At 72.9% G+C, this 20,370-nt stretch carries 23 protein-coding genes, 2 tRNA genes, 1 other RNA gene and 1 riboswitch; of the genes, 12 read left to right on the top strand and 14 right to left on the bottom strand.

Features of this window, described 5'->3' with window-relative positions; translation table 11 throughout:
* Positions 1-99: 99 nt before the first annotated feature.
* Positions 100-1,428 carry an amidase gene (locus tag CFP66_RS10310; RefSeq protein ID WP_094922571.1) on the bottom strand — a complete coding sequence of 443 codons (1,329 nt, stop codon included), beginning with the start codon at positions 1,426-1,428 and terminating at the stop codon, positions 100-102.
* 32 nt (positions 1,429-1,460) lie between these two features.
* Entirely contained in the window at positions 1,461-2,672 is a 1,212-nt protein-coding gene (locus CFP66_RS10305; RefSeq protein ID WP_094922569.1) for a M20 family metallopeptidase, read from the bottom strand.
* Between the two features lie 92 nt (positions 2,673-2,764).
* Here CFP66_RS10305 and CFP66_RS10300 point away from each other — a divergent pair, with 92 nt between their 5' ends.
* Positions 2,765-3,310, top strand: coding sequence for a tRNA adenosine deaminase-associated protein (locus CFP66_RS10300; RefSeq protein ID WP_094922568.1), 546 nt, complete (start codon positions 2,765-2,767; stop codon positions 3,308-3,310).
* Complete coding sequence (locus tag CFP66_RS10295) at positions 3,307-3,783, top strand: nucleoside deaminase (protein ID WP_094922566.1); 477 nt, start codon at positions 3,307-3,309, stop codon at positions 3,781-3,783. Before CFP66_RS10300 ends, CFP66_RS10295 begins: the two co-directional genes overlap by 4 nt.
* 84 nt (positions 3,784-3,867) lie before the next feature.
* On the opposite strand, the gene CFP66_RS10290 is transcribed toward CFP66_RS10295, so the two are convergent.
* The 4 genes from CFP66_RS10290 to CFP66_RS10275 form a co-directional block, all read right to left on the bottom strand.
* Positions 3,868-5,319: a S9 family peptidase gene (locus tag CFP66_RS10290; RefSeq protein ID WP_094923067.1), complete on the bottom strand. Its 1,452-nt coding sequence runs from the start codon at positions 5,317-5,319 to the stop codon at positions 3,868-3,870.
* 105 nt (positions 5,320-5,424) lie between these two features.
* Positions 5,425-6,177: an amino acid ABC transporter ATP-binding protein gene (locus tag CFP66_RS10285; protein ID WP_094922565.1), complete on the bottom strand. Its 753-nt coding sequence runs from the start codon at positions 6,175-6,177 to the stop codon at positions 5,425-5,427.
* A complete protein-coding gene (locus CFP66_RS10280; protein WP_198961361.1) occupies positions 6,174-7,034 on the bottom strand; it encodes an amino acid ABC transporter permease in 861 nt (286 codons plus the stop codon). Before CFP66_RS10280 ends, CFP66_RS10285 begins: the two co-directional genes overlap by 4 nt.
* Positions 7,031-7,888, bottom strand: coding sequence for an ABC transporter substrate-binding protein (locus CFP66_RS10275; RefSeq protein ID WP_094922563.1), 858 nt, complete (start codon positions 7,886-7,888; stop codon positions 7,031-7,033). Before CFP66_RS10275 ends, CFP66_RS10280 begins: the two co-directional genes overlap by 4 nt.
* A gap of 106 nt (positions 7,889-7,994) precedes the next feature.
* On the opposite strand from CFP66_RS10275, the gene CFP66_RS10270 reads away from it, so the two are divergent.
* Positions 7,995-8,082: transfer RNA gene (locus CFP66_RS10270), tRNA-Ser, on the top strand.
* A 72-nt stretch (positions 8,083-8,154) separates the two neighbouring features.
* Here CFP66_RS10270 and CFP66_RS10265 read toward each other — a convergent pair.
* The gene (locus CFP66_RS10265) at positions 8,155-8,829 is read right to left on the bottom strand and encodes a class I SAM-dependent methyltransferase (protein WP_233159299.1); all 675 of its coding nucleotides are present in this window, start codon (positions 8,827-8,829) and stop codon (positions 8,155-8,157) included.
* Between the two features lie 31 nt (positions 8,830-8,860).
* Complete coding sequence (locus CFP66_RS10260; RefSeq protein WP_094922561.1) at positions 8,861-9,508, bottom strand: class I SAM-dependent methyltransferase; 648 nt, start codon at positions 9,506-9,508, stop codon at positions 8,861-8,863.
* Between the two features lie 173 nt (positions 9,509-9,681).
* Between CFP66_RS10260 and CFP66_RS10255 the strand changes: the two genes are divergently transcribed.
* A complete protein-coding gene (locus CFP66_RS10255; RefSeq protein WP_094922560.1) occupies positions 9,682-10,965 on the top strand; it encodes a cytochrome P450 in 1,284 nt (427 codons plus the stop codon).
* A gap of 4 nt (positions 10,966-10,969) precedes the next feature.
* Here CFP66_RS10255 and CFP66_RS10250 read toward each other — a convergent pair whose 3' ends face one another.
* The 4 genes from CFP66_RS10250 to CFP66_RS10235 form a co-directional block, all read right to left on the bottom strand.
* Positions 10,970-11,413, bottom strand: a complete 444-nt coding sequence (locus CFP66_RS10250) for a hypothetical protein (RefSeq protein ID WP_143517203.1) — start codon at positions 11,411-11,413, stop codon at positions 10,970-10,972.
* 119 nt (positions 11,414-11,532) lie between these two features.
* Entirely contained in the window at positions 11,533-12,495 is a 963-nt protein-coding gene (locus CFP66_RS10245) for a threo-3-hydroxy-L-aspartate ammonia-lyase (RefSeq protein WP_094922557.1), read from the bottom strand.
* Positions 12,496-12,615: 120 nt separating this feature from the next.
* Complete coding sequence (locus CFP66_RS10240; RefSeq protein WP_094922555.1) at positions 12,616-12,888, bottom strand: GlsB/YeaQ/YmgE family stress response membrane protein; 273 nt, start codon at positions 12,886-12,888, stop codon at positions 12,616-12,618.
* Positions 12,889-13,015: 127 nt separating this feature from the next.
* Positions 13,016-13,330, bottom strand: coding sequence for a multidrug efflux SMR transporter (locus tag CFP66_RS10235; RefSeq protein WP_094922553.1), 315 nt, complete (start codon positions 13,328-13,330; stop codon positions 13,016-13,018).
* Between the two features lie 34 nt (positions 13,331-13,364).
* Positions 13,365-13,429: riboswitch (guanidine-III (ykkC-III) riboswitch) on the bottom strand.
* Positions 13,430-13,512: 83 nt separating this feature from the next.
* Here CFP66_RS10235 and CFP66_RS47865 point away from each other — a divergent pair.
* Positions 13,513-13,662 carry a hypothetical protein gene (locus CFP66_RS47865; protein ID WP_158228059.1) on the top strand — a complete coding sequence of 50 codons (150 nt, stop codon included), beginning with the start codon at positions 13,513-13,515 and terminating at the stop codon, positions 13,660-13,662.
* A 67-nt stretch (positions 13,663-13,729) separates the two neighbouring features.
* On the top strand, positions 13,730-14,548 hold the full coding sequence (locus CFP66_RS10230; RefSeq protein WP_094922551.1) for an alpha/beta hydrolase: 819 nt from the start codon (positions 13,730-13,732) through the stop codon (positions 14,546-14,548).
* Between the two features lie 16 nt (positions 14,549-14,564).
* Here the strand turns inward: CFP66_RS10230 and CFP66_RS10225 are convergent, their stop codons facing one another.
* Positions 14,565-15,743 carry a cytochrome P450 gene (locus CFP66_RS10225; protein ID WP_198961360.1) on the bottom strand — a complete coding sequence of 393 codons (1,179 nt, stop codon included), beginning with the start codon at positions 15,741-15,743 and terminating at the stop codon, positions 14,565-14,567.
* A gap of 227 nt (positions 15,744-15,970) precedes the next feature.
* On the opposite strand from CFP66_RS10225, the gene CFP66_RS10220 reads away from it, so the two are divergent.
* From CFP66_RS10220 to CFP66_RS10205, 4 genes are all read left to right on the top strand, one after another.
* Positions 15,971-16,630 carry a MarR family transcriptional regulator gene (locus tag CFP66_RS10220; RefSeq protein WP_233159297.1) on the top strand — a complete coding sequence of 220 codons (660 nt, stop codon included), beginning with the start codon at positions 15,971-15,973 and terminating at the stop codon, positions 16,628-16,630.
* 79 nt (positions 16,631-16,709) lie between these two features.
* A complete protein-coding gene (locus tag CFP66_RS10215) occupies positions 16,710-17,009 on the top strand; it encodes a putative quinol monooxygenase (RefSeq protein WP_369805004.1) in 300 nt (99 codons plus the stop codon).
* Between the two features lie 261 nt (positions 17,010-17,270).
* Positions 17,271-17,900 (top strand): TetR/AcrR family transcriptional regulator, encoded by a 630-nt coding sequence (locus CFP66_RS10210; RefSeq protein WP_094922546.1) that lies wholly within the window; start codon positions 17,271-17,273, stop codon positions 17,898-17,900.
* A 105-nt stretch (positions 17,901-18,005) separates the two neighbouring features.
* Positions 18,006-18,752 (top strand): NADPH-dependent F420 reductase, encoded by a 747-nt coding sequence (locus tag CFP66_RS10205; protein WP_094922545.1) that lies wholly within the window; start codon positions 18,006-18,008, stop codon positions 18,750-18,752.
* A gap of 416 nt (positions 18,753-19,168) precedes the next feature.
* On the opposite strand, the gene CFP66_RS10195 is transcribed toward CFP66_RS10205, so the two are convergent.
* A tRNA-Ser gene (locus tag CFP66_RS10195) sits at positions 19,169-19,253 on the bottom strand.
* Between the two features lie 54 nt (positions 19,254-19,307).
* On the opposite strand from CFP66_RS10195, the gene ffs reads away from it, so the two are divergent.
* Positions 19,308-19,402, top strand: an RNA gene (gene ffs, locus CFP66_RS10190) — signal recognition particle sRNA small type.
* 151 nt (positions 19,403-19,553) lie between these two features.
* The gene (locus tag CFP66_RS10185; RefSeq protein WP_094922543.1) at positions 19,554-20,351 is read left to right on the top strand and encodes a DUF899 family protein; all 798 of its coding nucleotides are present in this window, start codon (positions 19,554-19,556) and stop codon (positions 20,349-20,351) included.
* Positions 20,352-20,370: the final 19 nt, after the last annotated feature.

Below are 20,370 nucleotides of genomic sequence, written 5' to 3'. Positions count from 1 at the left end.
CGAAGACCGCCTTGGAGCGCGGGTCGGAACGATCAACGGGTGGGCTCGCCCCCGGGCGGTGGCTCCGGCACCGGGGCCGTGGTGTGCGCCTCGGAAGGATCAGGCCTGCTCGAGGGCCGCGGCCACCCGCAGGATCCCGCGCTCCTCCAGCCGCACACCGACCACCTGGACGCCCGCGGGCAGCCCGCCGTCGGTGACCTCGCCGGGTACCGAGACCGCGGGCCAGCCCGTCAGGTTGAACGGCAGGGTGAGCGCCAGCAGCTGCGGACGCACGGGGACGGGGAAGCCCGCGACCTCGACCTCCTCCGCGTCGATCGGGGTGGCGCGCAGGCGGGTGGTCGGCAGCAGCAGGACGTCGACGGCGTCCACGGCGGCGCGCAGGGCCGCGGTGAGCCGCTTGCGGGTGCGCAGCGCATCGACGTAGGCGCGTGCCCGCAGGTCGGCGAAGGGCAGCAGCCGCTCGCGGGTGATCTCCTGGTAGTCCTGCGGCCGTTCCTGCAGCCAGCGCGCGTGCGTGGCGTACGCCTCGGCGCCCACGATCACCGGGTAGGTCGCGGCGAGCTCGTCGATCATGGGGGTGCGCACGTCCTGCACCTGCGCCCCGCCCTTCTCCAGCCGCGCCGCGGCCGCGTCGACGGCCGCCGTGAGCGCCGGGTCGAGCGCGCGCCAGTACTCGTCGACGAGCACGCCGACGCGCACGCCGTCGACGCCGGGCGCCTGGATGCCGCCCCCGGTGCCGTCCGGGCGGCTCAGCACGTCCCACGCGACGGACGCCGCGTGCACGTCGGGGGCGAGGACGCCGACGTGGTCGAGGGTCTCCGAGAGCGGGAAGCAGCCCTGCGCCGACAGCGCGCCGTACGCCGGCTTCAGCCCGACCACGCCGCACAGCGCCGCCGGGGTGCGCACGCTCGCGCCGGTGTCGGTGCCCAGCGCCAGCGGGACGTGCCCGGAGGCGACCGCGGCCGCGGAGCCCGACGACGAGCCGCCGGTGATGCGCGTGGGGTCGTGGGGGTTGCGGGCGGGCCCCGTGGCCGCGACGTCGCCGGTGGGCCCGTAGGCGAACTCGTGCGTGTGCAGCTTCGCGACGACGACCGCGCCCGCTTCGCGCAACCGCGCCACCACGGGGGCGTCCGCCTCGGCGGGCGGGGCGTCGGCGAGCACGTGCGACCCGGCACGGGTGGGCAGCCCGGCCACGTCGATGAGGTCCTTCACCCCGACCGCGACGCCGTGCAGCGGGCCGCGCCACGACCCGCGCGCGAGCTCGTCGTCGAGCGCGGCGGCCGCGGCGAGCGCGCGTTCGGCGTCGAGGGTGACGACGCTGTTGGTGGTGTCGGCGCCGAGCCGGTCCAGGACGTCGCGGACGTGGTCGGTGGCGGAGAGCCCGCGGGATCGCAGGGCCATCCCGAGCTCGCGGAGGGGAGGCAGCACATCGCCATCCTGCCGCGGGGTCGCCGCGGGGGTCACAGCCCGGCCAGGGCCAGCCCCGCGTAGACGGCGACGCCCGCGGCCATCGCCTCCTCGTCGAAGACGACGCGGTTGGAGTGGTTGGGCGCCGCGGCCGAGGGGTCGACGCCGCGCGGGCAACCACCGAGGAACGCGAGCGCGCCCGGCACCTCGGCGAGCACGTAGGAGAAGTCCTCGGCGCCCATGATCGGCGTGGGCATCGTCGCCACCCGCTTGCGGCCCAGGACGGTGCCGGCGAGCGCGTCGACGCGGCTCGCGGCATCCGGGTCGTTGACGGTGACCGGGTAGCCCCGCTCGATCTCGACCTCGGCCGTGCACCCGTGGGCCATCGCGGTGTGCCGGCAGACCCGGCGGATCTCCTCGTGCATCGCCGCGCGCGTCGTCTCCGACAGGCTGCGCAGCGTTCCCTCCAGCTGCGCGGTCTCCGGGATGACGTTGACGGTGGTGCCTGCGGTGATGTGGGCGATCGTCAGCACGACGGGCTGGTGGGTGTCGATGCGCCGGGTGACGGCGGTCTGGAGCGCGCCGACCATCGCGGCGGTGGCGGGCACCGGGTCCAGCGCGTCGTGCGGCGCCGACGCGTGCCCGCCCCGGCCGTTCACCGTGACGCGGATCGTGTCGGCCGCGGCCATCAGGGGCCCGGGCCGCACGTGCACCTCACCGGCGGGCAGCGTGGCGCTGATGTGCAGGGCGTACGCGGCATCCGGGCGGCCCGCGGGCCCGGCGTGGTCCAGCAGCCCTTCCTCGATCATGTACCGAGCGCCGTGGAAGCCCTCTTCGCCGGGCTGGAACATGAACACGACGCGGCCGGCGAGCTCGTGGCGCCGCGCGGCGAGCACGTGCGCCGCCGACGCGAGCATCGCCACGTGCGTGTCGTGCCCGCAGGCGTGCATGGTGCCGGCCACCTCGGACGCGAACGGCAGACCGGTGTCCTCCGGCATGGGCAGCGCGTCCATGTCCCCGCGCAGCAGGATGGTCGGGCCGGGCCGATCGCCCTCGAGCACGGCCACCACCGAGCTGACGGAGCGCCCGAGGTGCACCTGCACCGGTAGGTCGGTGAGCGCCGCCACCACCGCATCACGCGTGATGGGCAGCTCGAGCCCGAGCTCGGGACGGCGGTGCAGCGCGCGGCGCAGCGCTACCGTCCGTGGTTGAACGCTGCGGGCCTGGGCGTGCAGTCCTTCGATCGTGGCGGCCGGGTGCGACATGCGCACGATCCTGGCACCTCGCGGAGGTGACAGGAGGGCCAACTTCGCACTGTGGCTTGGAGCACAGTCCCTGCCGGGCTTACCGTAGGGCCATGGCCGTGCAGAGCGTCGAGCGTCCCGCGAGCGTGCGGGAGCAGGCCGTGCCCGGGTTCGCCGTCGCGGCGATCCGCGAGGACGGGTCCTGGCGCTGCCGGAGAATGGCCGCCGAGTCGCTGGTCGACCTCGACACGGCGATCACCGAGCTGCGCCAACTGCGCTCCACGGGGGCGGTGATCGGCCTCCTCGACGTCGACGACGAGTTCTTCGTGCTGCTGCGGCCCACCCCGGGCGGCATCGCGGTGATGCTGTCCGACGCGGTGGCCGCCCTGGACTACGACGTCGCCGCCGACGTGCTCGACCTGCTGCGCGTGGACCTCCCGGCCGAGGAGGAGGCCCTCGACGCACCGCCGTGGCCCGAGGGCGACCTCGCCATCGTCGCCGATCTCGGGCTGCCCGCCGACGAGCTCGAGGTGCTCGCCGCGGAGGTCGAGCTCTACCCGGACGAGCAGCTGGCGGCCATCGGGCGCCGCTGCGGGTTCGCCGACGCGCTCGCCGAGGTCGTCGCAGGCGGGGTCAGCGAGGTCGCGGGCGCCCGGTGACCGCACCCCACCGCGCCTCGGACGAGGCGCTGGTCCGGCGCGCGCTGGAGGTCGCCGCCGCTGCGCCACGCACCGGTGACGTGCCGATCGGGGCCGTCGTCGTCGACGCCGCGGGTCGTGAGCTCGCCGCCGCGTGCAACGCCCGCGAGGCCCTCGGCGACCCGACCGCGCACGCCGAACTGCTCGCGCTGCGGGCCGCCGCGGTGACGCGGGGGGAGTGGCGGCTGGAGGGCGTGACCCTCGCCGTCACGGTCGAGCCCTGCACGATGTGCGCCGGTGCGATCGGGCTGGCCCGCGTGGAGCGCGTGGTCTTCGGGGCCTGGGAGCCCAAGACGGGGGCGGTCGGCTCGCTGTGGGACGTGTTGCGCGACCGGCGGCTCAACCACCGGCCCGAGGTGGTGGCCGGCGTGCTCGCGCCCGAGTGCGCGGCGCTGATGGAGGAGTTCTTCGCCGGCCACCGGCTCACACGCTGAGGGTTCGCAGCCCCACGGCGTCGGCTGCGGCAGGCTGCCGGTGGTCGTGGGACAGCATGGCGTCCGCGTCCGGGCGGAGCACGGTCAGGTCGGGAACCGCTGGACGAACCAGCCCTTCACGAGGTCGAGCACCGCGGGGTCGAGGGTCGTCCCGATCGTGGCGTACTCCTCGATCCCCCCGGTCTCCGCGGGCTGCATGAGGTGGTTGAGACCGTGCAGCGTCTGCACCGTCACGTCCGGCTTGCCGGCCAGCAGCCGGCGCATCTCCGGTTCGTTCTGCGTGGCCGGGACCTGCATGTCGTTGCTGCCGAAGAAGGCGAGCACGGGGACGTCCAGCGCCTGCAGCGACGGTGCCGGGTCGTGCACCACGAACGACCGGTAGTACGGCGAGGCCGTGGCCGCGATCTGCGCCTCGATCTGCTCCGGTGCCGGTTGCTGCTCCGGCGGCAGCCCGGCCGCCTGCGCCTCGAGCTGCGCCCTCATGAGCCTGCGCGCACCGTCGTAGTCCTCGGCGCGCAGCAGCCGGACAAGCTCGCGGGCGAAGACGACCTGCTGCTCGACCGCGTCCGCGGGTGCTCCGGCCGACTCCAGGAGCCGGCGGTTCTGCTCGACCAGCACCTCCTCGCCGCGGGCGGCGGGGCCGGCCATCAGCACGGCGAACGCGATGTCGGTGCGCTGCGCGGCGAGCGGCACGACGTAGCCGCCTTCGCTGTGGCCGAGCAGCCCGATGCGCGCGCCGTCGACCTCCGGACGACCGCGGAGGTACTCGACGCCCGCGACGACGTCCCCGGTGAGCTCGTCGAACGTGGACGTCGCGAGCTCACCGCCGGTGCCGCCGATCCCGCGGTCGTCCACCCGCAGGACCGCGTAGCCGGCCCGCGTCAGCGTGTCCGCGAGCAGCATGAACGGCTTGTGCCCGTACAGCTGCTCGTTGCGGTCCTGCGCGCCGCTGCCGGTGACGAGCAGGACCGCGGCGTGCGGGCCCGGGCCCTCGGGAACGGTGAGGGTGCCCGCGACGTCGACGCCCTGGCCGGCGTAGGTGACGTCCTCAGCGCGGTAGGGGAACGGGGGCCGTGGCTCCTGCGGCCGACCCGAGGCGGGGCCGGGGCGCAGGATGAGGGGGAACGGGCGGTCGAACTGCGTGAACGCACCGGGGACGCTCTTGCCGTCGGCCTCGAAGGTGCCGCGGAACCGCGCGTCGCCCGCCACCTCGGGGAGCCGGAAGCTCAGGTCCCGCCCTTCGAGCACCACCTCGGCGAGCGGCATCGCCTCGATCTCCTGGGCGGGGATGTTCATCTCCCCGCGCAGCCCGCCGCCCTCGACGGAGAACCGGATGCCGACGTCCAACGGGGACCCCGGAACACCGATCCGGCCGGCCCACTCGCCCGCGGTGGTCTCGACGGTCGGGGTCACCGGCGCGGGCGGCGTGGTCGGGGCCGGAGGAGCCGGAGGCGGTGGCGGTGGGGGAGGCGGCGTCGAGGCGCAGCCCGCGAGCAGCAGGAGCAGGACGGGCAGAGCGGCGAGCAACCGGCGCATGACGATCACCGTAGAGCGCCGGAGGGCCGCAGTGGCCACCGCGAGACCGAGCGGTGACCGAGGGCGGAGATCCGCCGATGGCCAACGTCGGGGCCGGTGCCCCCGTCAGCCGAGCCGGCCCGCCGCGATCACCCGGGTGAGGAACTGCCGGGTCCGTTCGTGCTCGGGCTCGCCCAGCACCTGGTCCGGCGGTCCGGACTCGAGCACCCGCCCGCCGTCGAGGAAGCAGACCTGGTCGGACACCTGCCGGGCGAAGCCCATCTCGTGCGTCGCCATGAGGATCGTGACGCCGCCGACGGCGAGCTCGCGGACGATCGAGAGCACCTCGCCCACCAGCTCGGGGTCGAGCGCGGAGGTGATCTCGTCGAGCAGCAGCAACCGCGGACGCACGGCGAGCGCGCGGGCGATCGCCACCCGCTGCTGCTGCCCGCCGGAGAGACGGTCCGGGTGGGCACCGGCGAGATCGGCGAGCCCGACCCGGGTCAGGAGCTCGCGCGCCCGCTCCTCGGCCTCGCGGGCGGACAGCCCGTGCACCACGCGCGGCGCGAGCGCGATGTTCTGCGCCGCCGTCATGTGCGGGAACAGGTTGAACGCCTGGAAGACGATCGCCATCCGGCGCTGCGCGGCAGCGGCGTCCTCCCGGGGGTCGGAGATGTCCACCCCATCGAGCAGCAACTGCCCGTCGTCGATCTCCTCGAGCAGGTCCACGCAGCGCAGCAGCGTCGACTTCCCCGAACCGGAGGCGCCGATCAACGTGACGACCTGGTGCTCGGCGACGGACAGGCCGACCCCGTCGAGCACGGTGGTCGGTCCGTAGCGCTTGACGAGGTCGCGCACCTCGAGCACGGGCGTGGTCATCGCAGTCCCTCCCGGCGGGCCGCGCGGGCGGCCACGGCGTCGGCGATCCGACCGGTCGGGATCGCGAGCAGCACGAACAGCAGGGCCGCCAGCACGTACGGCGTGAAGTCGAAGGTGCGCGCGGAGGCGATCTGCGCCGCGCGGATGGCGTCGACGGCCCCGAGCACGGAGATCAGCCCGACGTCCTTCTGCAGCGCGACGAAGTCGTTGAGCAGCGGCGGCAGCACCCGCCGCACCGCCTGCGGGAGGATCACCAGTCGCATCGACTGCCGGTGGGTGAGGCCGAGCGAGCGCGCCGCGGCCCGCTGGGAGGGGTGCACGGACTCGATACCCGCCCGGAACACCTCGGCGACGTAGGCGGAGTACACGAGGATCAGCGTGATCGTGCCGAGCACGGCCACGTCGGTGGGCACCCCCTGCAGGCGCAGCGCGGGCAACCCGAATCCGATCAGGTACAGCGCGATGAGCAGCGGCACCCCGCGGAACAGGTCGACGTAGCCGGTGGCCAGCGCGCGCAGCGGGAAGAACACGGGTCCGCGCAGCGTCCGGAGCACCGCGATCACCAGGCCCAGCACGAGGATGCCGAGCTCGGCGACCACGAGCACGCGGACGTTGAGCCACAGCCCGGCCAGCACGTCGGGCAGCGCCGACCAGCCGACCTCCAGGTCGAGGAACGTGTCCTGCACGCGCGGCCAGCCCGGCGAGCTCGTGACGCCGAGGACGACGGCCGCGGCGAACACCAGCGTGGAGACGAGCGCCACCAGCGTGGAGCGGCGGGCCCGGGACCGCCGGTACGCGTGGCGTTCCTGCGCGAGCGGGCTGAGCCCGGCCGTCGTCGTCCCGGCTGTCGTCGTCACCGCAGCTCCGGTGCCGATCCCGCCGAGTCCAGCCACTCGTCCTCGAGCGCGGCGAGCGTGCCGTCCTCGCGCAGCCGCTCCACTGCCTGGGTGACGCAGGTGGTCAGGGCGCTGTCCTTGTCCAGCACGGCGCCGAACTGCTCGGGCGTGCCCTCACCGAGCGGCAGCTGGCCGACGATCGTGGAGCCCTCCAGCTCCGCGGAGGTGATGTAGAAGGCCGTGGGCAGGTCGACCACGATCGCGTCCACCTGGCCGTTGGTCAGCGCCAGCTTCGCGTCGTCGTTGGTGTTGAACACCGCGGGCTGCGCCGACGGCGCGATCTGGTCGATGATCGCGTCGTAGCTGGTGGTGCCGACCTGCGCGCCCAGCCGCACGTCCTTCAGCTCGGCGAGCGAGGTGGCGCCGGCGAGCGGGCTCGACGACAGGGCGACCACCGCCTGCTTCACGTCGTAGTAGGGCGCGGAGAAGTCGACGGCCTGCGCCCGCTCCGGCGTGATCGAGAACTCGGTGAGGTTCAGGTCGTAGGTCTTCGGGCCCGGCTGGACGGCCGCGTTGAACGGCACGCGGGCCCAGGTCACCTGTTCCCGCGGGTAGCCGAGCTCGTCGGCGATCGCGTACGCCACGGCGCTCTCGAAGCCCCGGCCCGAGCTCGGGTCGTCATCGCGGTACCAGGGCGGGTAGACGGGCTGGTCGGTGCCGACCGTGAGCGTGCCGGCGGCGAGGGTGGGCAGGGCCCCCGGCTCGCAGGACCCGCCCGCCGCGGGGGGAGCAGCCGGCTCCGGCGCGCACGCGGCCACGGAGAGGACGAGGACGGCGGTCGCGAGCACGCGCCGGCCTGCGGACGAGGAGATCACCGGTGGATTCTGCCGGACCGCCTCGCCGGGGCGGCAACCAGCGCGGTCGACGAGGCGCTGCCCCCACCGGCGGGCCGGGCGGGACGGACCTTGTAAGCTCGTCGGCGGTAGCGTGTCCGAGCGGCCGAAGGAGCGCGCCTCGAAAGCGCGTGACGTGCAAGCGTCCGTGGGTTCAAATCCCACCGCTACCGCCAAGCCTGAGCTGGCGCAACGCCGGGCCTCCCGACCAGGGAGACCCGGCGTTCGTCGTGGTCGAGGTCGCCCGCTCAGGGCTTCCTGGCGATGACGAAGCCCTGCGGGACCTTCGCGGCCGGGGTGGCCGAGTCGGGCGCCCGGACGAGGCAGGCGGTGAGCGCGAAGCCCGCGTCCTCGAGCAGGGAGATGACCGCGTCGGGTTGCAGGCGGTGGAAATCCAGCGAGACCTCGTGGCCGAAGGCCTCGTCGAGGCGCAGGGTGTCGTCGCCCACCTGGAAGGCCAGCAGCGCGTACCCGCCGGGCCGGAGCACCCGGTGGAACTCGCCGATCACCCCCGGACGCTGGGCGGCCGGGACGTGGATGACGCAGTACCAGGCGATCAGACCGGCCACGCTCGCGTCCGCGGCGTCGAGTGCGCCCATCTCGCCCACCTCGAAGCTGATGTCCGGGTGGGCACGGCGCGCGAGCCCGACCATGGCGGGCGACAGGTCGATCCCGCGTACGGGCATCCCGAGCTGGTGGAGGTGGCCCGCGACGGTGCCCGGCCCGCAACCGACCTCGAGCAGCTGCGGGTCGGGGTGGTCGCGCCGGACCAGCTCGGCGAAGCCGCCCAGCAACCCCCGGTCGAGCGGGGCTTCGTCCAGCGCGGCGCCGAACACCTCGGCGTACTGCTCGGCCATGGCGTCGTAGCCGGCCCTCGTCGCGGCCAGGTGCGCGGTGTCGGTCAGGTGCGCGGTGTCGGTCACGGGCCGGGATGCTACGAAGCCGGCGACCGCCTCACGTGCGGGGTGCGCGGGCCCGGCCCAGGACGTGGGGTGTCGAGGGCTGGGTGAGGCGGATGTCGGGGAAGCGCAGCCGTCGCAGCCGCGTGATCTCGAACCCGGCCCGTTCGATGTCGGTGACGGGCTCGGTGGCCGTGTGGCAACCACCCGTGAGCAGCGGCCAGAGCGTGGCGTCGGCGACGCGCTGCACGATCCGCAGCCCGCGGGTGCCGGCGAGGGTGTGCTCGAGGAACCGCAGCGTGCCGCCGGGGCGCAGCACGCGCCGGATCTCGGCCAACGCCTCCCGACGGGCCGGCAGCGAGCACATGACGAGGCACAGCACCGCGGCGTCGGCGCAGGCGTCGGGCAGCGGCAGATGTTCCGCGGTGCCCGGGCGGACGCTGACGGGCACGGCGGCGCCCGCCGCGGCGCGCGTGGCGAGATCGCGCAGGAACGGCTCGGGTTCGATCGCGACCACGCCCGTCACCGCCGGTGGGTAGTGGGCGAAGTTGCGGCCGTTGCCGCAGCCGATCTCGACGACCTGCCCGGTCAGGCCGGCCAGCAGCTCGGATCGCAGCGCGGCGAGGCCCTCGGCGTCGAGGCGCTCGCTGAGCCGGGCGTAGTAGCGGCTGAACATCCGCCGTGGCCGGTCCTGGGTGGACATCGGGGCCCCTGTCAGCTCGAAGTCGGTACCCGCGATGCTGGCACGAGGGGAGCCGTCATCTCAGGGTGGAAGGGTTCCCGATGAGCTGGCTGCCGCGTCGGCGGTGTTCCTCACCGACGGCGGTGCGGGTGGCCCTCGACACCGGTGCCCGGATCCTGCATAGAGTCGCTTCCATGCGGGGGGCCCGGGCACGCATCATCCGAACGCTCGCGCGCCTGCGTCTGGGGCGCAAGAAGAGCTCGGGGGACACCGACGCGTTGCTGTCGATGCTCCCCGACTCGGCGCTCGTGCCGTTGCAGCGCGAAGGGCTCGACCCGGTGGCCGAGCTCGGCCACCGGCGTGCGTCGGAGCCGGTCAGCCGGATGAAGCTGCCGTTCGGGCTGCGGGCCTGGCTGGTCACCGGCTACGAGGAGACCAGGACGGTGCTCGCGGCCGGAAGCTCCTTCAGCAACGACTTCACCCACCTGATCGGCACCGTCGGGATCACCGCCGAGCAGAACCCGGGGGGCCTGGGCTTCACCGATCCGCCCGACCACACCCGGCTGCGCAGGCTGCTCACACCCGAGTTCACCGGGCACCGGCTGCGCAGGCTCGCCCCGCGCATCGAGGCGATCGTGGATGGTCAGCTGGACGAGATGGCCGCGGCCGTCGCGGCAGGCCGACCGGTCGACCTGGTGCAGAGCTTCGCGTTGCCGATCCCGTCGCTCACGATCTGCGAGCTGCTCGGCGTGCCCTACTCCGACCGCGCGGAGTTCCAGCGGCTGAGCACCACCCGGTTCGACCTGCTGGGCGGGGTCAACGGGTCGCTCGGTGCGATCTCGGAGTCGATGGAGTACCTGCTGGAGATCGTGCAGAAGCAGCGCGTGGAGCCCGGTGACGGGCTGCTGGGCAGGCTCGTGCGCGAGCACGGTGACGACATCTCCGACCACGAGCTGGCGGGCCTGGCCGACGGGTTGCTCACCGGTGGGCTCGAGACCACCGCGAGCATGCTCGCGCTCGGCACGATCGTGCTGCTGCAGCACCCGGAGAGCCGCGACGCGATCCGCGACCGCGACGACGCGGTCGAGCCGTTCGTCGACGAGCTGCTGCGCTACCTCTCCGTCGTGCAGGTGGCGTTCCCCCGGTTCGCCCGTGAACGCGTGCGCATCGGTGACCAGACGATCGAGGAGGGCGACATCGTGCTCTGCTCCCTCAGCGGCGCCAACCGCGACGGCGTCGACGGGGAGCTGGAACGGTTCGACCCGGCGCGTCCCGGCCGCCCCCACCTCGCCTTCGGGCACGGGTTGCACCGCTGCATCGGCGCCGAACTGGCCCGGATGGAGCTGCGCGCCGCCTACCCGGCGCTCGTGCGGCGGTTCCCCGGGATCCGGCTCGGAGCCGAGACCTCGGAGCTGTCGTTCCGGAAGCTGTCCTTCGTGTTCGGGGTCGACGCGCTGCCCGTCGAGCTCGCGCCCTGACCCGTCACGGCTGCGCCACCGCCACCGTGAACCGCAGGGAGGCGCTGCCCAGCAGCCCGGTGACGGCCCAGCAGCCGGGATCGGGGAAGGCGACCGAGGCGGGCCAGAAGGAGAGCTCGTCGGTGCCGTACGCCCGTGAGAACGCACCGATCTGACCCGGCGCCTCGCCCGCCGCATCCACGCGCGCGGCCGTGACGACGGGTGCGCCCCGCGTGCTCGTCGGTTCACCCCGCGCGAGCGTCACCACGGGGAACCGCAGCACGAGGGCGTCGCCCTGAGCGGTGGGCGGGTAGTCGGGCAGGCCGACCCACAGGTCTCCCTGCCCGAACCAGGCACTGGTGGTGGAGGCCAGGGCGGGTGGCCGGTCCGTGGTCGGGGTGGCGGACGTCTCCGCGCAGTGCGCGGGGGTCGGGTCGGCGACGGGAGGCGCGGCAGGTCCGCCGGCCATCGAGCATCCCCCGCAGAGCAACAGGGCCGCGGTGGCGGCCAGTGCGCGCAACGATGGCATCGCGATCCCGTCGTCGGATGATCGCGGATCCTAGGGGGCGCTGCGGCCCGGGCCGCCGGTCAGCCCGTGACCAGTGCCGCGAAGCGGTCGAGGTCGATGTTCCCGCCGCTCACGACCACCCCGACGCGTTGCCCGGCGAGCTCGGCGCGCAGCCGGCGCACGGCCGCGAAGGCGAGGCAGCCCGTCGGCTCCACGACGATCTTCATCGTCGACGCGAACACCCGCATCGCGGACACGAGCTCCGCGTCGCTCGCGGTGACGATGTCGTCCACGTCCCGGCGGATGATCTCGAACGGGAGGACGCCGAGGTGCTGGGTCTGGGCGCCGTCGGCGATGGTGACCGGTGTGTCGATGTGGACGATGGAGCCGCTGCGCAGCGATCGGAGACCGTCGTCGCCCGCCTCCGGTTCCACGCCGACGATCCGGCACGCGGGTGAGAGCGCCCGTGCGGCGAGCGCCGCACCGGAGAGCAGGCCACCACCGCCCAGGCAGACGAACAGCGCGTCCAGCTCGCCGACGTCCTCGAGCAGCTCGAGGGTGGCGGTGCCCTGCCCCGCCATCACGTCCGCGTGGTCGTACGGCGGGACGAGCGCGAGCCCGCCGTCCGCGGCCAGCGCGCGGCCGATCTCCTCGCGGTCCTCGGTGTAGCGGTCGTACCGCACGACCGACGCGCCGTACCCGAGCGTCGCCGCCACCTTGCCCTCCGGTGCGTCGTGCGGCATGACGATCGTGGCCGGGATACCGAGGATGCGCGCCGACAGCGCGACGGCCTGGGCGTGGTTGCCCGAGGAGTAGGCGACCACCCCGGCGCGGCCCTGCTCGGCGTCCAGCCGGGAGAGCGCGTTGAAGGCGCCGCGGAACTTGAACGCCCCCATCCGCTGGAAGTTCTCGCACTTGAAGAACAGGCGGGCGCCGACCTCGGCGTCCACGCGGCGCGAGGTCAGCACCGGCGTGCGGTGCGCGTGGCCGCGGATCCGCTCCGCGGCGGCCCGGACGTCGTCGAAGGTGGGCGGGATCGGCATGGATCTCCTGTCGCAGGTCGGCTTTCGACCGATCATGCCTCGCCCGCCGGCCGGTCACGCCCCACGCACGACGACGCCGGGCCCACTGCGCAAGTGGACCCGGCGTCGTGTGGCCTGGCGTCAGTGTCGTACGCCGCGGCGGCTGTACGCGCCGGCGACGAGGAACACCCCGAGCGCGGCGACCACGACCTGGACGAGCAGCTCCCAGATCGAGAACCCCGCGGTGGAGAGTCCGATCGCTCCGGCGATGAAGGTTCCGATGAACGCGGCGACGATGCCGATGACGATGGTCAGCCAGATCGGGATGTTCTGCTTGCCGGGCACGACCAGACGGCCGAGTGCTCCGACGATGATGCCGACAACGAGCGCGCTGATGATTCCGGTGACGGTCACGGTTCCTCCTGAGTGCCCCTGGGCCGCTCTGACGACCCGCTGGTCGAGGAGTGCCCGGTCGTGATCGCACCAATGCGTGACAGGCGCGACAATCCGTGATCGTCGCCTGATCGGCCCACCCCGGGCCCTAGTGCACGAACTTGAGGCCGACGACCCCGCCCACGATCGCCACCAGGCACAACAGCCGCAGCGCGGTGGTCGGTTCCCCGAGCGCCACCATCCCGTACAGGGCGGTTCCGACCGCGCCGATCCCCACCCAGACGGCGTAACCGGTGCCGACCGGGATCTCACGCAGCGCGTAGGCCAGCCCCGCCATGCTGAACGCGAGCGCGACGCCGAAGACGAGCGATGGGCCGAGCTTGCTGAAACCTTCGGAGCGGCTCAACGCCGCCGCCCACACCGTCTCCAGGACACCCGAGACGACCAACACCATCCACGCCATGACGCACCTCCGACTGCCCCAGGGGACAGAATGCTGAGCGTCGTCTTGTCGTGCCGGGTACGACGTCCCTCGTCCGGGGGTGCCGCAGGTGCGGGCCCATTCGCAGAATACGGTGCCGCGGCCGCGCCGTCCGGTGTCGGTGACGGGTCTGACCACGCCCGATCGTGGGGCATGCTGGCGAGGTGTCCCCGGCCGTCGTCCTGCACCTCTGCGGGGCCGCCTGCGCGCTCGCGCTCGGGGTCATGCTGGTCGCGGTCGCGTCGCTGCTGCCAGGGGTCGTCCTGGTCCTCGGCGGAGGCGCCTGGCTGGCGTGGGCGCTGCGGCGCGCGTGAGGGGCGGTGATTCCGCCGGTGGCGTAACCGGTTCCGTGGCACGTAGCTGTGGCCCTACCGTCGCCGCATGCTCCCACCGATCACGGGCGTGGCCGCCGGAGTGCCGTTCACCGCGCTGCGGCCCGCCGTCGTGGGCCCCGCGCCGCTGATCGTCACATGGCACATGCTGGATGCCCCGAGGTCCGATGCCGCGTTCGCCGCCGCGTTGCCGATGGACGGCCTGCCCGCGTGGCGGGTGCACCTCGGCATGCCGATGTGCGGGGCGCGCATGGTCGACGGCAGCATGGACGCCGGCCTGGAGTTGATGCGCGAGGACGTCCTGATGTCCGTCCTGCACCCGTTCGTCCTGCAGGCGAGCGGGGAGTTCCCGGCCGCGTTGGAGTCGATCCGCGCGCAGCTCCCGGTCGACGACGGCCCGGTCGGCGTGCTCGGCGGTTCGCTGGGCGGGGCGGTGGCGCTGCGGGTCCTCGCCGACACCCGGATCCCGGTCTTCGCGGCCGCCGTCGTGAACGCCGCCATCCGGATGCGGTCGGTCGTCGGCCTGTTCCCGGGCGACTACCCCTATGACGCCGAGTCCGAGAAGGCCGTCGACGACATGGACTTCGTCACCAAGGCGGACGTCATCGCCGGTCGCGCGCCGCTCCTGGTCGTCAGCGGCGAGCGGGACCACCCGGGCCTGCGGGCCGACGCGTTCGACCTGGTCGAGGCCTCAGGAAGCCGGGCCGAACTGCTGTCGATCCCCGGGTTGGCACACCCCCTCGCCGACGAGCCCGGCATCGAGCCCGCGCCGCAGCTGCCACTGGCTCGCGAGGTGGACGCCGGCCTGACCGCGTGGTTCCGGCGCCATCTCACCGGGGCCGGCTCACCGGGCAGCGGAGAACGGTGATCCGCCGTCCGCGACCTCACACGTCCCAGGTGATCGGCAGGCTCTTCACCCCGTAGATGTCCGCGGTCTCCGGGCGCAGGCCGACCTCGTCGGCGGGTACGGCCAGGCGCAGCGTGGGGAAACGGTTGACCAGCGCGGGGAGGGCGACCCGCATCTCGACGCGCGCCAGCTGCTGCCCCAGGCACTGGTGGATGCCGTGGCCGAAGGCCAGGTGCCCGGCGGTGGGCCTGCCCAGGTCGAGCACGTGGGGGTCGGCGAAGCGCTCGGGGTCGCGGTTGGCGGTGTGGTAGGACAGGATCACCGTGGTGCCGGCCGTGATGGTCCGGCCGCCCACCTCGACGTCCTCGAGTGCCGTCCTCATGAACGTCTTGGCGACGCTCAGGTATCGCAGCAGCTCCTCCACGGCCCGATCGGCGAGCGCGGGGTCGGCGCGCAGCGCGGCCAGCTGCGCCGGGTTGCGCAGCAACGCGAAGGTGCCCAACGCCAGCATGTTCGCGGTGGTGTCGAGCCCGGCTGCGAGGAGGATCAGGCTCATTCCCCGCAGCTCCTCGTCGGTGAGGTCGCTGTCGGTGAGGTCGCTGAGCACGTCGTCGGTGGGGTTCGCGCGCTTGGCGGCCACCAGCTCCGCGAGGTAGGTCTGGACCGCGGTGTAGGCCGCGATCAGGTCCTCGTCGCTCGTCTCCCCGCTCATGAACGACATGACCTGTTCCTGGAAGGAACCCCGGTCCTGGTACGGCACCCCCAGCAGCTCGCAGATCATGATGGCGGGGATGGGTGTGGCGAACGCGGTCACCAGGTCGGTGGGAGGCCCGGCGTCCTCCATGGCGTCCAGGTGGTCGGCGGTGATCTGCTCGACGCGCTCGGTGAGCTGCCGCATCCGCCGCACGGTGAACTTGCCCACCAGCGGCTTCCGGTAGCGACTGTGCTGTGGCTCGTCCATGAGGAGGAACTCCCCGGGCGGCGCCGGGGGAACCTCCACGCCGGTGTAGTCGATCAACGGGTGGTGGAGCATGAGCTCCTTGCGCGAGCTGAACCGCGGGTCGGCCAGCACCGACCGGACCAGGTCGTACCCGGTGATCAGCCAACCCTGGTGCCCGTCGGGGAACGGATAGCGGCTGATCGGGCCGTGCCTGCGGGCGTCGATCAGCTCGGCGGGCGGGTCGAAGGGACAGCCGGGCCGACGCGCCGTCGGCATCGTGGTGACGGTGTGGAGGGATGCATCCGTGCCATCCCTCGATTCGCGCTCAAAGGTGTTCGGCACACTGCGAAGGCTACGTTGCATTCGGAAACTGATCAATCGACTAGAATGTGTATGTCCAGCTCAACTTGCACAAACTGATGCAAAGGTCTGAGGGCGAACGCAACTCCGCGTTGCAATGAATGCTGGTGAAGGTAATACTGCCGCTCATGCCAGGAGGACGGTTGACCGAGCAGGACCGCCGGCGCATCGCGGCCGGTCTCGCCGACAGGCTCTCCTACGCCGAGATCGCCAGGAGGGTCGACCGGCCGACCTCGACGATCAGCCGGGAGGTCGCACGCAACGGCGGTCCCGGCGGCTACCGGCCCCGCCAGGCGCACCGAGCCGCGGTCCAGCGGGCGCGACGCGGCACGCCGTCGGCCTCCCGCGAGGCCGGGCCGCCGGTCGGTGCGGTGGGAGAGGGGATCATCGAGCTGGCCGTCAGGGCGGGGCTGCCGAGGATGACAGCGCGCGTGCACCTCGACCTGTTGCTGTCCGAGGACGGCCGGCGCACCGCGGCCGAGCTGACCCGCAGGCTGGACGTCAGCGCGGCCTCCGTCTCGGTGGCCGTGAACTATCTGGTCGAGAACGGGTACGTCCGGCGAGAGCGGGACCCGCAGCGACGTCGCGACATCTACGTGGTCGACGACGGCGCCTGGTACCGCTCGGTCGTGCTCAGCTCGCGGCAGTTACTCGACTCGGCGCGGGCCGCGACGGCCGCGGCGGAGGCGCTTGGGCTCGACGGGCCCGTGGGGCAGCGGCTGTCCCGGACGGGGGCGTTCCTCGAGCGCGTCAGCCTCGACATCGCCGAGTCGGCCGACCGCTGGCGCGGCCTGCTGGAGTGATGGATCTCAGACGAACGCCGTGGTGTGTGGCCCACTCGTCGAACGAGACGTGCCTTACCGATGACTTCAGGACTCCGGGGTGGTCGGCACCCACATGCTGATCGTCGCTGGATACCTGATCACTGAACCGACGGACCGGGACGCCTTCGTGGCGGAAGGAGCGAAGGCTGTCTCCATGGCGCGCAGCGCGCAGGGCTGCCTGGACTTCTCCATCACGGCCGACACCGTCGACCCGGCGCGCATCAACATCTTCGAGCGATGGGAGTCCGAGGACGAGCTCCTGGCGTTCCGCGGTTCCGGACCGGACTCGGACACCGCAGCACGGATCCTGGGAGCGGACGTGAAGCGCTACGTCATCGCTGCTGTCGAGGAGCCGTGAGCACAGCGCCCCCGGATCGGCCCGGCCCGCGTCGGCTGGACAGGGGCCGGTCGCGGACGGGCGGCGTGCGGTGCCCCGAACACGGTCTATCACCACCGGAAGCGACTGTTGGCCGCAGCGATCGCTCAGAGGCCGGCGGAGAGGTCGCCGACCGAGGTTCCAACGGCGGACCTGTTCGGCAGAGAAGCGGATGAGGAGATAGTCTCCGTTTGACCGGCATACGGAGACTGTCTCCGCTCTGTCAGTGAGAGGTGTGAGTGCATGGGCGAGGCAGGGAACGACGGGCGTCCACCGCGGGCGGACAAGCAGCGCAACCGCGTGCACATCCTCGAGGTCGCGGAGCAGTTCTTCGCCGAGCACGGCATTTCCGGCTCCATGGACGCCATCGCCAAGCGGGCCGGCGTCGGCCCGGGCACCCTCTACCGGCACTTTCCCAGCCGGGAGGCGCTGCTCGCCGCTCTGCTCCAGGCCCGTGACGAAGAGCTGGAGGTTCGTCGCGCCTCCATCCAGCGAGAGGAGAGCGACTCCAGCGTGGCGCTCACCCAGTGGCTGGACGCGCTGGGCGAGTGGGTGACCGCTTTCGACGGCCTACCGGAGCCTCTCCGAGCCGCGCTGACCGGAGGAAAATCGCCCCTGGCGATCACCTGTCAGGGCTTCATCACGACCACCGAGGAGTTCCTCCGCGCGGCTCAGCGCGAGGGCGCCGCCAAGCCCTGGGTGCGGGGACGCGACCTGTTCCTCAGCACGCTGGCAACGGCCTGGGCCCACAGCGCCGCCCTGGCCGACGAGTCCTCTCCCGAGGCGCTCAGCACTCTCATGCGGTCCGGCTGGGAGATGGCGGCGGATAGACCGAGGCGCGAGGGCCCTGGGGTCCCGGGAACGGAAACGTAGGCCGCGACGGGCGCTCGCGCCGCCCTCCGCGGGACCTGCTCGGCGCGCTAACGCACGCCGTCCAGCTCTGGATCAAGGCATCAATCGACACAAGGAGAACCACCCATGAAGATCGGCATTCTCGGCGTCGGGCACATCGGCAAGACCGTGACGCAGCGGCTGAGCGCGGCGGGACACGACGTGAAGGTGGCCAACTCACGCGGCCCGCAGACGATCGACGCCGACGTGCTGTCCTCGGGCGGACGCGCGGTCACCACGGCGGAAGTGGTGGAGGACGTGGACGCTGTGATCCTCTCGATCCCCCTGAACCGCATTCCCCAGGTCGCGTCGCTGATCGCCGATGTGCCGGCCGACACGGTCGTCATCGACACCTCGAACTACTACCCGGCACGCGACGACCGGATCGAGGCCGTCGACGCCGGTCAGGTCGAGAGCTCGTGGGTCACCGAGCAGCTGGGCCGACCGGTCGCCAAGGCATGGAACGCGATCGGGTCGCACTCGCTCGCGACCAAGGACAAGCCCGCCGGCAGCCCGGATCGCATCGCCATCCCCGTCGCCGCCGACAGTGAGCGGGATCGCCGTCTAGCCATGGCGCTCGTCGAGGACACTGGGCTCGACGCGTTCGACGCCGGGACGCTGGCGGACTCGTGGCGGCAGCAGCCCGGCGCACCCTGCTACTGCACGGACCTCACGCGGGCGGAGATGCCGGGCGCGCTGGCGGCGGCGGAGGCGGAGCGCCTGCCGAGAAGGCGTGACCTGGCAGTCGCCGCGATCCAGGAAAGAGTCGGGGACGGCACCACCAACCCGGACGCGGAGTACGGAGTCCGCCTGAGCCGAGCCTTGTACATGTGATCGCACCTCCACGCCCTGTGGCCCAGGCCGTCGTTGCCGCGGCCACCGACGCTCTTGCGTCTCTGGGGGAAGCGCGCGCGGGCGTCGCCGTGCCGGCCGAGCGGATCCTCGACACCCCCGCCGTGCCGCTGCCGACCGGCAAGTCGTTGATCCACGACCAGGTCACGGCCACGCCGACGACGCCGGCCTGCGGTGATGGGCTGGTCGAGCACCGCCATGGCGGCCAGGTACCAGCACGTCGGCGCTGCGATGCGGCGCCTCGTGGCCGACCAGCTGGGCGGGCTGTCGTGGAAGCCCCCGACGGATGGTCGCCGGAAGGCCGGCTGACGATCCTCCTGAGGCTCGAACGCCACCACAACTGCCACCACAACGACGAGACCGGGTGCGCGATCGTGCTGCGCACCCGGTCTCACCTGCGGAGGATGCGGGATTCGAACCCGCGAGGGCGTGAACCCAACACGCTTTCCAAGCGTGCGCCATAGGCCACTAGGCGAATCCTCCGCCGTGAAGCATAGACGGGTCGCTCGCGCGGCTCGCGACCCGTCTACACTCGTCCCCGGACCCCGCGCGGCGTCCATCCTGTGAACTCCCCCAGGGCCGGAAGGCAGCAAGGGTCAACGGGCTCTGGCGGGTGCGCGGGGTCCCCTTTCGTCCGGGTCGAGCCGCGGCTCCCCGGCCCCAGCGTCACACCGCCCCTCGGTCCAGTCCCCTCGTCCGTCATCGGTGGGTCTGCCGATCGATGAGTTCCGGCGGGCGCGCCGGTCTGTACCAGCGAAGCCCGTCCGATCGAGGGAGCAGTGCATGACCAGCACGCGCGAGGACCACATCACCAGCAACGAGACGTCGCCCGCGGTCGCCGTCCCGCCGATCGTCGACCGGGAGGCCTGGCGGGCCTCCCGCGACGAGCTGCTGGTGCGGGAGAAGACGCACACCCGGGAGGGGGACGCGATCGCCGCGGCCCGCCGCAGGCTGCCGATGACGGAGGTCGACGCGAGCACCACCGTCATCGGGCCGGGCGGGCCGAGCACCCTCCTCGACCTGTTCGAAGGCCGCGAGGAGCTCGTCGTCTACAAGCACATGTGGCACCTGGGGGAGCCGTTCGAGAACCAGTGCGCGGGCTGCACCCTCACCTACTTCGCGGTGCAGGACCCGGTCTACCTCCACGCGCGGGGCGTCTCGTTCGCCGTGTTCGCCAAGGCCCCCTACGAGGAGCTCGCGCCGTTCGTCGAGTTCATGGGCTACCCCCGCCACTGGTACTCCGTGGCCGACGTCGAGGACGAGATCGTGAGCGGCGAGGACTTCGGCACCTGGGTGTGCTTCCTGCGCCACGGCGACCGGGTGTTCCTCACCAACAGCGTCACCGGCAGGGGCGCCGAGGCGACGATGCCCGCGCTCGCCCTGCTCGACATGACCGCCCGCGGCCGCATGGAGGCGTGGCAGGACACACCCGAGGGCTGGCCCGAGGGCAGGATCCCGGGCTGGTTCTGGCGCACCAACGAGGACGGCGTGGGGAACGACTGGGACGGCGGACGGCCCGCCGTCCAGTGGTCCCGTCCCGGCGGGGGAGCAGTGACCTCCGGGTCACACCGCCACTGCTGACCGCCGCTTCGCCCGCTAC

Origin of the sequence: Pseudonocardia sp. MH-G8, assembly GCF_002262885.1 — a bacterium.
Classification (GTDB): Bacteria; Actinomycetota; Actinomycetes; order Mycobacteriales; family Pseudonocardiaceae; genus Pseudonocardia.
This window is presented reverse-complemented; position numbering and strand designations above follow the sequence as displayed.